The following is a 15,296-nucleotide window of genomic DNA, read 5'->3' on the forward strand; positions in this document are numbered from 1 at the left end:
GAGGGGGCAGACCGGGCGCGAAGAAACGCAGCCGCGAGCCCAGTCACCCCCGGCCGCGGCGGGCCCGTTCCGGCAGCACGAGGTGGGCGATCCAGTTGCGGATTTCGGCGGTGCGCAGTTCCTTGGAGATGACGGCCCCGTCCACACCATGGCGCCAGATGAGGGCGGCGTTGGCGGGGTCGCGCTCCAGCTTTTCGAGGTCGCCGATGAAGGCGCTTTCCTCGTCCTCGTCGAGGAAGAAGCCCTCGGCCACCAGCGAGGGGCTGAGGCGGCGGAAGATGGCCGCCATTTCCCGGAAGGGATATTCGGGGTGGTACTGCACGCCCCAGGCGGTGCTGGCGCCCACCTTGAACTCGGCCGCCTGCACCTGAGAGTGGTCGTTGGTGGCGAGCAGCCGCGCGCCGTGGGGCAGCGTCTCCACCTCGTCCAGATGCACGGTCATGGCCTCGAACACCTCGGGCTTGCCGTCATACATGTGATGGTCGCGCCCGGCGTCCGTGACGCGGATGCGGCGGCCGAAGCCGACCTCGCGGCCGCGCGGGTTCTTGCGCACGGCGCCGCCGGCGGCGGTGGTGATGAGCTGGAGGCCCCAGCAACTGCCGAAGACCGGCGTGCCGGTGGTGAAGGCGGCGCGCAGGAGGTCGATCTGCTTCTGGATCTCCTCGCCGCCATTGTAGATGTTCAGCGAGGAGCCGGTGATGGCGATGCCGTCATAGCCCGCAAGGCCGCCGCTGTCGGGCAGGTTGGCGCCCGGGTCGGCCGGATAGCAGATGTCCACGACGGCGGTGGGCAGGATTTCCCGCAGCAGCCGCGCATAGCCCTCGCTCGCCGCTTCGCCTCCGAACCGCACCTGACGGGCGCGGGCTTCGGCGACATTGCCTTCGACAACGAGCAGACGGGGAGCGGACATGATGGACAGGAACCTGTTGGAGCTTGGAAAGCGCGGCGGGAACCAGCGCGCCGATCCCTCACCATAGGCGGCATTTTGACCAAAGCGAGGTGCGCGAGGCTCGCGGGCCTCAGTCCCCCAGCGTCGCCTCCAGCGTTTCGCGCGCCCGCTCCCGCCGCTCGTTCAGCAGGAGATAGACGCCCGACGCGATGACGATGGCCGCTCCCGCCAGCGTCCACAGGCTCGGCACCTGATGGAACAGCGCCCAGCCGAGGATGATCATGCCGATGATCTGCACATAGAGGAAAGGCGCCAGCACCGCCGCGGGCGCATGGCGGTGGGCGATGATGAGCAGCATGTGGCCGCCGCCCGCCACGAGGCCGATCAGCAGCAGCACCACCAGAACGGCCGGCTCCTGCGGCGTCTCCCACGCGAAGGGCAGCGGCAGCGAAGCGACCACCGAGCCGACCAGCGACGTGTAGAACAGGGTGGTCGGCGTCTTGTCCGTGTCCGCAAGCATGCGGGTCAGGATCGCGTAGAGCGCATAGCAGCCAGCGGAGAAGAGCGAGAGCAGGGCGGCGGGATGGATGCCGCCCGCCCCCGGCTGGGCCACGAGGAGAATGCCGGCAAATCCCGCCGAAATGGCCGCCCAGTGCCGCGCGCCCACCCACTCCCCCAGCATCGGCCCGGCGAACAGGGCGACGAAGAAGGGCGCCGAGAACATGATGGAGACGGTCTGGTCCAGTTGCAGGAACTGAAGCGCCGTGAAGTTGAGGATCGTGCAGCCGAACAGCAGGGCCGAGCGGGTCACCTGAAGCACGGGTCGCCGGGTGGAGAGCAGGCCGGGCACCGTCCAGGGATTGAAGACCACCAGCGCGATGACGAAGTGCACCACGTAGCGCGCCCACACCACCATGAAGACATTGATGTGGGCACCGAGCCATTTCGCCATGGCGTCCGAGATGGCGAAGGTGGAGACCGCAAGGCACATGAGCAGGATGCCGAACAGGCGGCGACTGGCGGGCTTGGTGGCGGCTGACATGGCTGGTCTCAAGCCTCCGCCGCGAAACGGCGGGCAGGCGGCTGCACCGCTGCGGCGCAGGCGAACGAACGGCGGATGTCGGGCATCGATCCCCCAGCGGCCGGCAGCTGCGGCGCAGTCTTAATCGTTTCAACAACCGATACCGGGCAGGGCGCCGAGGCAAAACCGCAAATCCTGCATGCAGATGCGCGCCCGCATGCACATGGCGCGGGTCCGGCAGGTCCGCTTCGCGGCCGGCCGTGCTATCTGGAGCGGATCCCCACCCTGTCCGGTTGCTCCATGTCCCAGGCCGCCCGTTCCGAACCGCCCGTCTCGCCTCTTGCCGCGCGCCTGCTCCATCGCGATGGCATGGTGCTGGTGCTAGACAAGCCGGCGGGCCTGCCCGTGCATCCCGGCCCCAAGGGTGGGGAGACGCTGCACGACCATCTGAACGGCCTGCGCTTCGGCCTGCCCCGCGCGCCCGAGTTGGCCCATCGGCTCGACAAGGACACCTCCGGCTGCCTCGTGCTCGGCCGTCACGGCAAGGCGCTCGCCCTGCTCAACCGCCTGTTCGCGGAGGGCCAGGCGGACAAGACCTATGTGGCGGTGACGCGGGGTGCGCCCGCCGAGGAGACGGGGCGCATCGATCAGCCGCTCGCCAAGCGCTCGCCCCACCGGGGCTGGTGGATGCAGGCGGTGCCGAAGGGCACGCCTGGTGGCCTTGAGGCGGTGACGGACTGGCGGGTGCTCGCCCGCACGGAAGGTCTCGCGGTGATGGCGCTTTCTCCGGTGACGGGACGCACGCATCAATTGCGCGCCCATCTCTCGCACATCGGTTTTCCCATTCTCGGCGACAGCATCTATGGCGGCGCCTCGCGCCTGCCCGGCGGGCCGATGCTGCATCTGCATTCCCGCCGCATCGTCCTGCCGGTGGCGAAGAACGGTCCGGCCATCGACGCCCGCGCGCCCCTGCCGCCGCACATGGTCGAGACGCTGACAGCGCTGGGGCTGGAGAGCGCCGCGATCGAGGCCGCGGCCGATACGGCGTTCGACTGAAACTTATCGCGTCACGAGCCAGATGCCGGCGGCGATCGGCACGACGCCGAGGAAGTCCAGCGGCGGCACGTGTTCGCCCAGCACCACCCAGCCGAAGAACAGGCCGAGCGGCGGCATGAGGAAGTGCAGCGCCGTCGCTTCGGTGGCGCTGGAGCGGTTGAGGATGAAGTACCAGAGGCTGTAGCCGCCGATGGACACCGCCACCACCAGATAGGCGAAGGCCCAGAGGAACGGGCCGGTGACGTGGATGGCGGATAGCGGCTCGGTGGCGAGGGCCACGGGGAACAGCACCACCCCGCCGGCGAGGCACTGGATGCCGCTCGCCTGCCAGAGCCCCGCCGAGGTGCGCAGCCTTTTGTAGACGAGCGTGCCGGCGGTGAGGGCGAAGAGGCCCCCGACCACGAACAGCGTGCCGACGAGGCTCTCATGCCCGCTGCCGAGCCGCGAGCGCAGCACGATGGCAACGCCCGCCATCCCGAGCAGCAGCCCCGCGAGCTTGCGAAGGGTGAGCCGCTCGCCCAGCACCGGCCCAGCGACCAGCGCGGTCAGCAGCGGGTTGGCGGAGATGATGACCGCCGTGAAGCCGGACGAGACCGTGGTCATGCCGGTGAAGCTGAGGCCGAGATAGAGCGCATTGTTCAGCGCGCCCGCGAGGATGAGCGCCGCCCATTCCCGCGCGTCGAGCCGCCGGAAGCCGCCCAGCGCCGCGCACAGGCCGAGGATGATGGCCCCAGCGATCAGGAAGCGGATGCTGAGCAGCAGCAGCGGCGGACATTCGGCGAGCGCGATCTTTCCGGCGGCGAAGGCCGAACTCCACAGCACGCAGAACAGCGCGATCAGCAGCGGCGTCGCGCCGAGCGGGGATGTGGCGGCGCGGCTTGGCGTCAGTCTGGCCGTGGGCATTGGGGCGTCTCCTCGCGCCCACCAAGCCACATTGGCGATGAATTGAAAAATTCGATGTTTTCATGCCTCATAGTGGAAACCTAAATGGAGTCCACATGCTGGACCTCGACCTGCTGCATGCCTTCGTGAGCGTCGTGGATGCTGGCGGATTTACCCGCGCTGGCGAGCGGGTCCACCGCACGCAATCCACCGTCAGCCAGCAGATCCGGCGGCTGGAGCAGGCGGCCGGCAAGCCCCTGTTCGACCGCAGCGGTCGGCAGGTGCGCCTCACCGAGGATGGCGAGCGGCTGCTCGGCTATGCACGCCGCATCCTCGCCCTCTCCGCGGAGGCGAAGGCGGCGCTCGCGTCGGCGCCGCCTGCGATGGTGCTGCGACTGGGCATGCCGGACGACATTGCGGTTGCCGCCCTCACGCGCATGGTGGCGGCCTTCGCAGCGGCCCATCCGCAGGTGCGGCTCGCGGTGCGCTGCGGGCTCAGCGTCGATCTCGACGCGAGCCTCGCCCAGGGCGATCTCGACGTGGCGCTGATGAAGCGCGAGCCGGGCCGTGGCGGTGCGCGCAACACCTGGCCCGAGCAATTGGTCTGGGCCGTGCGCGCCGATGCGCCGCTCCCCGTGCTGGACCCGGTGCCGCTCGCCGCCTTTCCGCAGGGCTGCCTCTATCGCAACCGTGCCATCGGCGCGCTGGAGCGGGCTGGGCGCGCTTGGCGCATCGCCTATGACTGCCCGAACCTCGTGGGCATCCTTGCGGCGGTGGAGAGCGGCCTTGCGGTCTCGGTGCTGGAGCGGCGGGCCCTCACGCCGGCGCTTCGGCCCCTGCCCGAGGGCCTTTTGCCGCCGCTTGGGCCGTCGGAACTCGCCTTGTGCGTGCGGGAGGGCGCTCCACCGCTGGCGGACGCCCTCGCCGCCGTGGTGGCGGACTTCTGCGCCGACCCGGCCGCCCTGCGCACGGCAGCCTGAGGACCGCGCACCAAGGGATCGGTGGCTCCAGCTCTAGGTGGCCGCGAGCAGGCGCTGGGCGATGGCCGCCGCCCCGGCAAGGCCGGGGGTCGGATGCACCACCACATGGGTCGGCACCGTGGCGAGGCGGGCCGTATAGGGCGGATGGTCCTCGAAGGCCGCCCGGAAGGGCGAGCCCGCGAACAGCGGTGCCAGAGCTGCGGCGACGCCGCCGGGAATGAAGACGCCGCCGCGCGCATCGAACAGCAGCGCATAATCCCCGAGGATGCGGCCGAGGATGCGCAGGAAGACGTTGCAGCTCTCAAGCTCGGCGGCGCTGCCGGTCAGCGCGGACCGGATGATGTGCTGCGAGGAGCACTGCTCGCCGGAAAGCACCGCGTGCAGCCGCACGAGGCCGGAGCCGGACAGCACCGCCTCCACGCTCACCGAGCCGAGATCGCGCACCAGATGGGCGAGGATGCGCGCCTCATCCGCCATCACCGCGCCGAAGCGGGCATGGCCGCCCTCGCTGGGCAGCACGCGGTAGCCGGCCTCCTGCGGCAGCAGCAGGGCGGTGCCGAGGCCCGTGCCGGGGCCGCACACCAGAATGGGCGCGCGCTCCACGGCCTTGCCGGTGCCCACCTGCACAAGGTCGGCGCGGCCCAGGGTCGGCACACCCTCCGCCAGCGCGACGAAATCGTTGAACACGGCGAGCTGGCCGAGACCCAGTGCCGCAGCAAGCGCCGGCCGCTGGAAGCGCCAGTCGCGGTTGGTCAGGCGCACGTCATCGCCATCCACCGGTCCGGCCACGGCGAAGACGCCGACATCGGGACGGGTGCCGCCGGTCTGTTCGAAATAATGCCCGAACAGGGCTTCCAGATTGGGAAAGTCCTCCCCGGCGAGCACGCGGATGTCATACGGCTGGCCGCCGGCATCGACGCGCGCGATGCGGGCCGAGGTGCCCCCGATGTCTGCAAGCAATGCGGTCGATACCATCCAGGATACTCCACCATACGGGGGGCAAACTAACGCTGCCGGGCGCGATGTCCAAAGCGGGGCTCACGGCACCGACTGCGCCTTGGCCGCTGTGGTGGCAATCAAACGCTTGGTCCCGTAAGGTGAGTTCCCTCGCGTGTTTCGCAGGGCGGGGGCTGGCGTTTGCGCCCGCCGCGCGTACATATGGAGGGGCAATGCTTGCCGGCCGTGCGCGGCGGGAAAGCAACGCTGGCGGAGACAATACCGGTCGCGCGTCCGCGCAGCGGCTGGAAGGCATGGCGGAACGCAGTGCTCGACATCTATACGATTATCTTCCTGGCCCTCGCGGTCTTCATCTTCGTCCGGCTGCGCAGCGTGCTCGGCCAGAGGACCGGGAAGGAACGCCCGCCGTACGATCCCTTCACGCCGCGCCCGCCGGCCGCGCCTTCGTCTGACAATGTCGTGAGCCTGCCCGAGCGGGTTGGCGATGCCCCGCAGCGCCCCACGGCGCCGGTGTCCCAGCCCCTGCCCGGCACCTTCCGCTGGAAGGGCGTGACGGAGGAAGGCTCTCCGCTCGCCGAAGCGCTGGACCAGATCGCTGCCATCGAGCCGGACTTCGACGCCAAGCATTTCGTGGAAGGCGCCAAGTCCGCCTATGAGATGATCGTGCTCGCCTTTGCCGCCGGCGACCGCCGCACGCTGAAGGACCTGCTCTCCAAGGACGTGTTCGACGGCTTCGTCGCCGCCATCTCCGAGCGGGAAGGCCGCGGCGAGACCATGGAATCGCGCTTCGTCGCCATCGAGAAGGCGGAGATCATCGAGGCGAGCGTGCGCGGCCGCACCGGCCAAGTGACCCTGCGCTTCGTCTCCAAGATCATCTCCGCCACCCGCTCCCGCGACGGCGCGGTGGTGGACGGCAGCGCCGACACCGTGGCCGACGTGACCGACGTGTGGACCTTCGCCCGCGAGCTCGGTGCGCGCGACCCGAACTGGAAGCTCGTCGCCACCGAAGCCGCGCAGTAAAGGGCTATGGACCGGAGCGGTGCAGCCTTTCGGCGCGGCCGTCTCCGGCTGGCCCACCTTGTCCGGCTGGTCCCGGTCCTCGGCTTTTTGACGGGCGTGCCCGCCGGGGCCGCGCCCCTCGCGCCGACGCCGGTGCCGGACCTTGCGGGCGCCACCCTTCAGCCGGTGGCCTATGGCGCCCTGCCCGGCTGGTCGGCCGACGACCAGGGGGCGGCCTTCGCCACCTTCCTCGCCTCCTGCCGGGCGTTGGCCAAGGCGCCCGCGGAAGTCGGTCCCGCCTCGCGGCCCCGCCTCCAGCCCGCCTTGCGGCAGGCGTGCGCCGCCGCCCGCCGGCTCGGCACCCCGAACCCGGTGCTGGCGCGGTGGTTCTTCGAGGCCCATTTCCGGCCCTTCGCCATCACTCCCACCGCCAGCCCGCGCGGCTTCCTCACCGGCTATTACGAGCCGGAGGTGGAAGGATCGCTCGTCCCCGGCGCGGACTATGCCGTCCCCGTCTATGCCCGCCCCCCGGACCTCATCAGCGACGCGCCAGGCAGCAACAAGGGCCCGGCCTACCGGATGCAGAATGGCGCCCGTGTGCCCTACTGGAACCGCGCCGAGATCGAGGACGGGGCGCTCGCCGGGCGCGGCCTCGAAATCTGCTGGCTGAAGGATCCCGTCGATCTCTTCTTCATGCAGATCCAGGGCTCGGCCCGCGTGCGCCTGCCGGACGGGCGGGTGATCCGGCTGAATTACGACGGCCATAACGGACAGCCTTATGTGCCGGTCGGCCGCCTGCTCATCGAACGCGGGATCGTGCCGCGCAACGAGATGTCCATGGACCGCATCCGCGCCTTCATGGAAGCCGACCCCGCCGCCGGAAAGGCGCTGCGGCGGGAGAGCCCCTCCTTCGTCTTCTTCAAGGCGGTGCCGCTCAAGGAGGGCGAGGGGGCGCTGGGCGCACAGGGCATTGGCCTCACCCCTGGCCGTTCCATCGCCGTGGACCGTACGCTGCACACCTATGGCACGCCTGTCTTCATCAGCGCCCGTCTTCCCATCGCGAGCCCGGCCCCCGAGACGCCCTTCCAGCGCCTGATGATCGCGCAGGACACGGGCTCGGCCATCGTCGGGCCGGCACGGGCGGACCTTTTCTTCGGCGCTGGGGCGGAAGCCGGACGCATCGCCGGGCGCATCCGCGATCCGGGCGACTTCTTCCTGCTGCTGCCGCGCTTCGAGCCCCGCGAGGCGGCGCCATGACCCCGCGGCGGCGCAAGCGCGTGCTGCGCGAGGACGAACGCGCCCTGTGGGAGCATGTCTCCCGCTCGGTGGCGCCGCTGCGTCCGCGCCCGGCGCTGCCCGCCAAGCCCGAGACGCCGCCTCCCGAGGAACCGGCGCCCCCCGCCGAGACGGAGGGCCGTGCGCCCAAGGGCCCGGTGCTCCACCCGCGCAAGCGGCCGCTGGCGCCGGCGGCACCACCGCCGCCCCCGCTGACCAAGATCGAGCCGAAGGTCCGCCGCAAGCTCAACCGGGGCGCAGATGTGGATGCGCGGCTCGACCTGCACGGCCTCACCCAGGCCGCCGCCCATCGGCGGCTGCATCTCTTCATCATGGACGCGCAGGCCGCCGGCCACAGCCTCGTGCTCGTCATCACCGGCAAGGGCGACAGCGAGGGCTTGGGGCTCGGGCTGGGCCTTGGCTGGCTGCGCGGCGGCGAGGCCGGGCGCGGCGTGCTGCGCCGGGCGGTGCCGCAATGGCTCTCGGACCACGCGCTGCGGCCCTATGTGGTGGGGTTCGAGAATGCCGCCCGCCACCATGGCGGCGAAGGCGCGCTTTATGTTCGCATCCGCCGGCGGCGGGAGCGGAGCTGAAGCATGACGCCTTTCGGACGCCGGATGCGGGAGCTGCGCGCCGCCCGCGGGGCGACCCTCACCGAGATGGCCACCGCCATCGGGGTTTCGCCCACCTATCTCTCGGCGCTGGAAACCGGCAAGCGCGGCAAGCCGACCTGGGCCCTCGTCCAGCGCATCATCGCCTATTTCAACGTGATCTGGGACGAGGCGGAGGACCTGCAGCGCCTCGCGGAAGTCTCCCATCCCCGCGTGACCGTGGACACGGCCGGCCTCTCCCCCGAGGCGACGGAACTCGCCAACCTGCTGGCGGTGGAGATCGCCCACCTGCCGCCCGAAGCGGTGGCCGAACTGCTGGGCCGGCTCAAGATCCTGCGCAAGCGCGCGTGAACGCTCCGCGCGGGAACAGTCCGCGCCGCCCGAGGTTGACCCTTGGAGAGCCGCAAGCGGGACCCGACGTCCCGCCGCGGAGCCAGGGAGGGCCGTCATGGAACCCCACGACGAAACCAAGGCGCTGATCTCGGCCAGCACCCTCAAGGGCACCGATGTCTTCGACACCGAAGGCAACCATGTGGGCAGCCTGCAGGATGTGATGATCGACAAGCGCACGGGCGTGCTCGCGAGCGCCGTCATCACCTTCGGCGGCGTGCTCGGCATCGGCGGCGAGGATCGCCCCGTGCCCTGGAATGCCCTGCGTTACGACGCCCGACAGGGCGGCTTCGTCATCGGCATTCCCATCCCGACCGCCGAGGAAACACCTGCTCCCGCCGTTTCCGTCGCCTTCTGACGGGCCGGGAGCCCAACACCAAAGAGGAGAACGCCATGGTCGCGACCGACGAAACCCATAACCTCATTGCCGGCGACAAGGTGTCCGGTACGAACGTCTACAACACCACGGGCGACAAGATCGGCTCGATCTACGACGTGATGATCGACAAGCGCTCCGGCAAGGTGGCCTATGCCGTGATGTCGTTCGGCGGCTTCCTGGGCATGGGGGAGGACTATCACCCCTTGCCGTGGTCCACGCTGAATTACGATACCGGCATGGGCGGCTATGTGGTGCCCATGTCCCGCGAGCAGCTCGAGGGCGGCCCGCATTACGGCACCAGGGACACGCCGCAGTGGGATCGCGACTACGAGACCCGCGTGCACGATTATTACAAGACGCCCTATTACTGGAGCTGACCTCCCGCGGCCCGGACCTCGACGGTCCGGGCCGCTTGGCTCAGGGCCGCGTGCCCTTTTCTGGCGTTGCGGAAACGGCCTTGTGACCCGCTTCCGCAGCGCCCGCGCTAGCCTCCCGGCCGTCCCGTGCTAAACTCCCCCTCTTTGAGAGGCCCCGGGTGCGGGAGGCTGTGTGACGGCGACACCGGACGGAAAGACCCCGCGAACCGTTGAGGCTCAGGCCGCCCGCGCGCTGGAGCAGGCTCTGGTCCGCGCCCGCCATGTGGTGTTCTGGGAGCGGGCCTGGCCGCCGCTCGTGCTGGTCGCGGTCGCCGTGGCGCTGTTTCTCGTCGCCTCCTGGGCCGGCCTCTGGGTCGCCCTGCCGCCACTCGGCCGGATCATCGGCCTCATTCTCTTTGCTCTTCTTGGCCTCGCCGCTCTGGTGCCGCTGGCTCGCATCCGGCGCCCCACGCGTGCCGAGGCCCTGGCACGCCTTGATGTGGCGAGCGGCCTGCCCCACCGGCCCGCGACCGCGCTGGGCGACGCCCTCGCGACCCGTCCCGATGATCCCGTGGGCGCCGCCCTGTGGCGGGCGCACGTCGCCCGCGCGGTGGGTGCCGCCCGGCGGCTGCGCGCCGGCCTGCCTGCGCCGCGTCTCGCCGAGCGTGATCCCTATGCCCTCCGGGCGCTGGCGCTGCTCGGCGTGGTCTCCGCCTTCTTCCTGACGCCCGGCGACCACTGGAGCCGCATCCGCACCGCCTTCGACTGGCGCGGGGCCGTGACCCCGCTCGCCTATCGGCTCGATGCCTGGATCGACCCGCCAGCTTATACGGGACGGCCGCCGGTCGTGCTGCCGGGCCTGAGGTCCGAGGACACCATCACAGCGCAGGCCGCCGCCGTGACCGTACCCGCCGGCAGCGTGCTCGTGGTGCGCAGCGCCGGCGTGCCGCTCGATGCGCTGAAGGTGGAGAGCGGCTTCGAGGAAGTGAAGCCGGCCGAGACCGCCGATGCCGCGAAGGACGGCCCCAAGACCGAAGGCGGCAAGACCGCCCCCGCGCGCGCAGATGCGCCTCAGCCGGGCGAGCGCCGCTTCACCATCATGCGCGGCGGCGCGGTGTCCTTCAGTGGCCCGGACCAGCGCACCGCGAGCTGGCGCATTGCGGCAACGCCCGACCAGAAGCCGACCATCAGCTTCGCCCGTGACCCGCAGACCGGACCGCGCAACACCTTCGTTCTCTCCTACCGGGTCGAGGACGATTACGGCGTCAAGGAAGCCAGGGCGATCCTGAAGGCGCTGCCGCCCGAGCGCGGCCTCTATCCCCGGCCCGGCGCACCCGTGCCCGTCGCCGGCCAGCCGCTGGTGCCGCCCCCGGACCTGCCCCTCTCCCTGCCGCAAGGCGGGCGCAGCGGCGCGGCGCAGACCTCCAAGGATCTCGTCACCCACCCCTGGGCTGGCGCCCGCGTGGAAGTGACGCTCGTCGCGAAGGACGAGGCCGGCAACGAGGGCACCAGCGACACCCGCGTGGTGCGCCTGCCGGCCCGGGCCTTCTCGAAGCCTGTCGCCCGTGCCCTCATCGAGGAGCGCCGCCGCCTCGCGCTGGATGTGGGCGCGCGCAGCCGGGTGCAGGACGTGCTGGCGGCACTGACGCTGGCGCCCGACAAGTTCGCGCTGCCGGCCAATGAATATCTCGGCCTGCGCACGGCCTATTACCGGCTGAAGAACGCCCGCTCGGACGACGATCTCAAGGGCGTCGTGGACTATCTGTGGGACGTGGCGGTGCTGATCGAGGACGGCACGCTGAGCGCCGCCGAGCGGGAGTTGCGCGCGGCGCAGGAGGCCCTGCGCGAAGCCCTCGAACGCGGCGCCAGCGACGAGGAGATCCAGCGCCTCGCGCAGGACCTGCGGCAGGCCATGGAAAAGATGATGCGCCAGCTCGCCGAGCAGGCGCAACGCGGCGACGGCACCGACCGGCCGCTGGACCAGAACACCCGCGTGATCCGCCCGCAGGATCTCCAGCGCATGGTGGACCGGATCGAGAATCTCGCCCGCTCCGGGTCGCGCGATGCCGCCCGCCAACTGCTGGACGAGCTTCAGGCCATGATGGACGGGATGAAGCCCGGCAACCGTCAGGCCGGCGGCCAGCAGGGGCAGCAGCAGAGCGAACTGGGCAACATGATCCAGGAGCAGCAGCGCCTGCGCGACCGCACCTACCAGCAGGGCCGTCCCGGCCAGCGGGGGCAACAGGGCCAGCGCGGCCAACAGGGACAGCAGGGCCAGCCTGGAGAGGGCCAGCAGGAGGGCGACAACGGCTATGGCGGCCTGCAGCAGGGCCAGCAGGAGCTGCGCCGCCGCCTCGGCCAGATGCTGGAGCAGTTCCGCCAGCAGCAGCAACAGCAGGGCCGCGGACAGGGGCAGGGCCAAGGACAAGGCCAGGGCCAGGGGGATCCGAGCGATCCCGCCAACCGCGCCGGTGAAGCCTTCGGCCGCGCCGAACAGGCCATGCGCGACGCGGAAGGCGCGCTCGGCGAGGGCAACGGGCAGGGCGCGCTCGACGCACAGGGCCGCGCCCTTCAGGCAATGCGGCAGGGCGCGCAGGCGCTGGCCGATGGCCAGCAGGGCGACCAGAACGGCCCCGGCCCCGGCGGCCCCTCCGGCGAGCAGGCCCAGCGCACGGACCCCCTCGGCCGGCCCATGCGCTCGCAGGATTATGGCGACGACTTCACCGTGAAGGTGCCGGACGAGGTGGATGCCCAGCGCGCCCGCCGCGTGCTGGAAGAACTGCGCCGCCGCCTCGAACAGACCGACCGTCCCCAGCAGGAGCTGGATTACATCGAGCGGCTGCTGCGGAACTTCTGACGGCGGGCGCGGGAAGGCGCGGGCACGCCTCCCATCCGGCGGCCAAGCCGAGAGCGTCCATCGTTCGTCCCTCCCGAAGGGCGGCCCTCTGCCGAAGCGGTCACAGCGGCGCAGGTGCCAGCCGACGTGCGGCGCCTCCGGGATGAAGGGCCGAGAGCGGCTGCCCTGATCGGTCGCCGGGTCGTGCCCCTGCGGTGGCCCATATGACGCAGCTTCAGGCCGGGCGCTCGGGCAAGCCCGGCAGCGGGCCGTAACCGGCCATCCGCGTGAAGGCATCCACGTGATGCAGCAGCGCCCAATAGTCACCAAACGCGAAGGTCGCCTCCAGATAAGGCGCCATCTCCGCCTCGGTCATCGGGATTTCTGTCCTCCTCGCCGGTTCGCCCTCGCGCCGGTCCGTGATCTCCCACGCGCTTGGACGGGACCGCAATCCGGCACACCAGGCCTCCTGGGATGATCCCTGCGGCGAGATCTCCACGTTCAGGTCCCCGAGCCATCCTTGCCGATCCAAGTCCCCATAAAGCCTTGCTTTGACATGCCAACCTGGGACGTCCAGCGAGAGCCAGATGGAAAGAGGCGGGAGGAAATCCGGATCTCTGGGGTCGTGGGGCGATTTGGGCCGCTTTCCCAGGTAATGGACGGTCAGCCGGCCCTTTTCCATCGGGCGCACCGTGAGAAGGTAATCCTCGCGTGCGTGATGCCGCCGCTCCGCCTCCTCACGCGTGAGGGGAAGGAGCAGCATGTTGCGGCCCGCCCGCACCAGCCGACCGTGCGAGAAGGATGGCGTATTCGTTTCCACCGGCTCGTCCGCGAACAGGCCCTCCGGCGTCTGCACCCAGGGACGGATGGAAAACGGCGCCTCATCGCAGCGCCTCGCGTGGCTCGCTTTCGGTTCCTCCACCGGAAAGGGCGAGGGCTCCCAGACGCTCTGCAGCTTCAGCGCGACCACCATCTCGGCTTCACGCGCATGGGCCTCGGCACAAAGCTCGGCAATGTCGCGGTCGAGTTCGCTCCGCAGCTCCTGGATCGCCCGCAACATGTGCGGTCGGTCGGCATTGTCCCGCGCGAGATCATCAAGATAGGCCTCGGCCCGCTCCGGCGCGCCAGCGAGGATGAAGGCCCGCACGGGCGCCTTGAAAAGGGCGTTGTCCCCGCCTTGTCTCCTGAATGTTCCGGCCAAACGTTCCGCAACGGCGGACAGGGTCCTCACCTGACCGGCCGGTGCGAAGACATGTTCCGCCAGATGGTCCAGAAGCAGCATCTGGAAATGTTGCTCCCAGACATCCCGTCCGGCGCCGCGCACCCTGTCCCGCAAGAAGATGTCGAAGTGCGCGTCGTACAGAGGCACCAGGATGCGAGAGACGCTAAATGAATAGGGGTCTCCGGTCCGGTCGAAGAAGGCCCCGCGCAGCACATGGCGCACCGGGCGGATCACCAGAGCGCGGTCCGCCACCGTCAGATCCGGCCGCAAGGCGAGCAGCGGCTTCACATAGCGCTTGATGTCGGCCGGGCGCGTGCCCGGCACCCGGCCCTTCGCCTTCTCCGCGTCCCTGCGGGCCTGGACGACATCGAGGCTGCGACGGGCCATTTCCACGGCCCGATCGGCGGGGAATGGCCGGTCCTCTTCCTCATCCAGCACCACGGCCCCGAGCAATTTGGCGAGCGCGGCGGCGGTGCAGAGCGCCGCCAGCATCTCATCCTCGTCGCCGCCCCAGCGGAAGCTCGCCGAGCGGTCGAAACCCGGATCCACCTCGCCCGCGAACTGCGCGATCATCTCCTGATCGTCGAACACGTCGAACTCGACGCCCGTTTCCTCCCGCCGCAGCTTCATGGGCAGGAAGCCCCGGTGCCCCTCCAACGTCCCCCGGCCGGAGAGGGAGACGGGAAAGGTCAGCTCCCGGAACATGGCGTTCACGGCCGCGCGGGCCGGCAAGGCGCCGCGAAAAAAGACATGCAGCTCCATCGACATGTGCCATTCCCCCCGCAAAAATCACGGCCCCAGCAGGCGCTCACTTTCACCCAGAGCCTTCCGCGGAATGTCCGACGGCTGGCCGGGAAAGTGTGGTGCGATATCCGGTGCCGCGCGCCGGCCGGGCGCGTCACCGCTCCTCAGGACGCAAGCGGCGGCACGCCGGGCAGCGGCCCATGGCCGGCAAGGCGGGCGCAGGCCTCGATCCGGCGCAGCAGGGTCCAGTAGTCGCCGAAGGGGAAGACCGGCGTGAGCCACGGCGCCATCTCCGTGTCGCTCATGGGCGTTTCCACCTCGGATTTCCCCCGCCGCTGGTCTTTGGTGACCCGCACGCCCTTCGTCGCATCGAGACGGGTCTGCCAGACATGGATATGCCGTTCGAGGTCGTGCACGATGATCTCAAGGCGCCCCATCCGCCCCAGATCCCGCTGCTCGTCCTTGAAGGAGGCATGAAGGCCCCATCCCGGCGTGCGCAGGTTCACGAACACATCGAGCGGCGCGAGCATACCGGCATCTCTGCGGTCGCCCGGGTTCGCCTGATCCCACACGCCATAATGGATGGTCAGAAGGTCCGTGGGAGACAGCCGGACCACCATGCAATAGCGGTCATGCGCCTGATGCCTCTGCTCGGCTTCCTCCCGCGACAGCGGCGCAAGGCGAATGAACGCATCGCCG

15 protein-coding genes are annotated in these 15,296 nt (G+C 70.2%); 9 read left to right on the forward strand and 6 right to left on the reverse strand.

Going from position 1 to position 15,296, the window contains the following annotated elements:
* Positions 1 to 43: 43 nt before the first annotated feature.
* Positions 44 to 910 (reverse strand): type 1 glutamine amidotransferase, encoded by an 867-nt coding sequence (locus tag AZC_RS23535; protein WP_012173113.1) that lies wholly within the window; start codon positions 908 to 910, stop codon positions 44 to 46.
* 109 nt (positions 911 to 1,019) lie between these two features.
* Positions 1,020 to 1,931, reverse strand: coding sequence for a DMT family transporter (locus AZC_RS23540; RefSeq protein ID WP_043879808.1), 912 nt, complete (start codon positions 1,929 to 1,931; stop codon positions 1,020 to 1,022).
* A gap of 279 nt (positions 1,932 to 2,210) precedes the next feature.
* On the opposite strand from AZC_RS23540, the gene AZC_RS23545 reads away from it, so the two are divergent.
* Positions 2,211 to 2,966 carry an RluA family pseudouridine synthase gene (locus AZC_RS23545; RefSeq protein WP_043879809.1) on the forward strand — a complete coding sequence of 252 codons (756 nt, stop codon included), beginning with the start codon at positions 2,211 to 2,213 and terminating at the stop codon, positions 2,964 to 2,966.
* Positions 2,967 to 2,969: 3 nt separating this feature from the next.
* Here the strand turns inward: AZC_RS23545 and AZC_RS23550 are convergent, their stop codons facing one another.
* On the reverse strand, positions 2,970 to 3,869 hold the full coding sequence (locus tag AZC_RS23550) for a DMT family transporter (protein ID WP_043879810.1): 900 nt from the start codon (positions 3,867 to 3,869) through the stop codon (positions 2,970 to 2,972).
* A gap of 95 nt (positions 3,870 to 3,964) precedes the next feature.
* Between AZC_RS23550 and AZC_RS23555 the strand changes: the two genes are divergently transcribed.
* Positions 3,965 to 4,828 (forward strand): LysR substrate-binding domain-containing protein, encoded by an 864-nt coding sequence (locus tag AZC_RS23555; RefSeq protein WP_043879811.1) that lies wholly within the window; start codon positions 3,965 to 3,967, stop codon positions 4,826 to 4,828.
* 33 nt (positions 4,829 to 4,861) lie between these two features.
* On the opposite strand, the gene glk is transcribed toward AZC_RS23555, so the two are convergent.
* Positions 4,862 to 5,803, reverse strand: coding sequence for a glucokinase (glk, locus tag AZC_RS23560; RefSeq protein WP_012173118.1), 942 nt, complete (start codon positions 5,801 to 5,803; stop codon positions 4,862 to 4,864).
* 288 nt (positions 5,804 to 6,091) lie between these two features.
* On the opposite strand from glk, the gene AZC_RS23565 reads away from it, so the two are divergent.
* The 7 genes from AZC_RS23565 to AZC_RS23595 all read left to right on the forward strand — a co-directional run bounded on the left by AZC_RS23565 (position 6,092) and on the right by AZC_RS23595 (position 12,652).
* Complete coding sequence (locus tag AZC_RS23565; RefSeq protein WP_043879812.1) at positions 6,092 to 6,805, forward strand: Tim44/TimA family putative adaptor protein; 714 nt, start codon at positions 6,092 to 6,094, stop codon at positions 6,803 to 6,805.
* A 96-nt stretch (positions 6,806 to 6,901) separates the two neighbouring features.
* Positions 6,902 to 8,041, forward strand: a complete 1,140-nt coding sequence (locus tag AZC_RS23570; protein WP_244421764.1) for a murein transglycosylase A — start codon at positions 6,902 to 6,904, stop codon at positions 8,039 to 8,041.
* Positions 8,038 to 8,652, forward strand: coding sequence for a Smr/MutS family protein (locus tag AZC_RS23575; protein ID WP_012173121.1), 615 nt, complete (start codon positions 8,038 to 8,040; stop codon positions 8,650 to 8,652). Before AZC_RS23570 ends, AZC_RS23575 begins: the two co-directional genes overlap by 4 nt.
* 3 nt (positions 8,653 to 8,655) lie before the next feature.
* Entirely contained in the window at positions 8,656 to 9,021 is a 366-nt protein-coding gene (locus AZC_RS23580; protein ID WP_012173122.1) for a helix-turn-helix domain-containing protein, read from the forward strand.
* Positions 9,022 to 9,118: 97 nt separating this feature from the next.
* A complete protein-coding gene (locus tag AZC_RS23585; protein WP_012173123.1) occupies positions 9,119 to 9,418 on the forward strand; it encodes a PRC-barrel domain-containing protein in 300 nt (99 codons plus the stop codon).
* 35 nt (positions 9,419 to 9,453) lie between these two features.
* A complete protein-coding gene (locus AZC_RS23590; RefSeq protein WP_012173124.1) occupies positions 9,454 to 9,816 on the forward strand; it encodes a PRC-barrel domain-containing protein in 363 nt (120 codons plus the stop codon).
* Positions 9,817 to 9,988: 172 nt separating this feature from the next.
* Positions 9,989 to 12,652 (forward strand): TIGR02302 family protein, encoded by a 2,664-nt coding sequence (locus AZC_RS23595; RefSeq protein WP_012173125.1) that lies wholly within the window; start codon positions 9,989 to 9,991, stop codon positions 12,650 to 12,652.
* A gap of 214 nt (positions 12,653 to 12,866) precedes the next feature.
* Here the strand turns inward: AZC_RS23595 and AZC_RS23600 are convergent, their stop codons facing one another.
* Together AZC_RS23600 and AZC_RS23605 are read right to left on the reverse strand one after the other, a co-directional pair.
* Complete coding sequence (locus AZC_RS23600; RefSeq protein WP_148209904.1) at positions 12,867 to 14,345, reverse strand: hypothetical protein; 1,479 nt, start codon at positions 14,343 to 14,345, stop codon at positions 12,867 to 12,869.
* 416 nt (positions 14,346 to 14,761) lie between these two features.
* Entirely contained in the window at positions 14,762 to 15,217 is a 456-nt protein-coding gene (locus AZC_RS23605) for a hypothetical protein (protein ID WP_012173127.1), read from the reverse strand.
* Positions 15,218 to 15,296: the final 79 nt, after the last annotated feature.

Source organism: Azorhizobium caulinodans ORS 571 (assembly GCF_000010525.1).
Classification (GTDB): domain Bacteria; phylum Pseudomonadota; class Alphaproteobacteria; order Rhizobiales; family Xanthobacteraceae; genus Azorhizobium; species Azorhizobium caulinodans.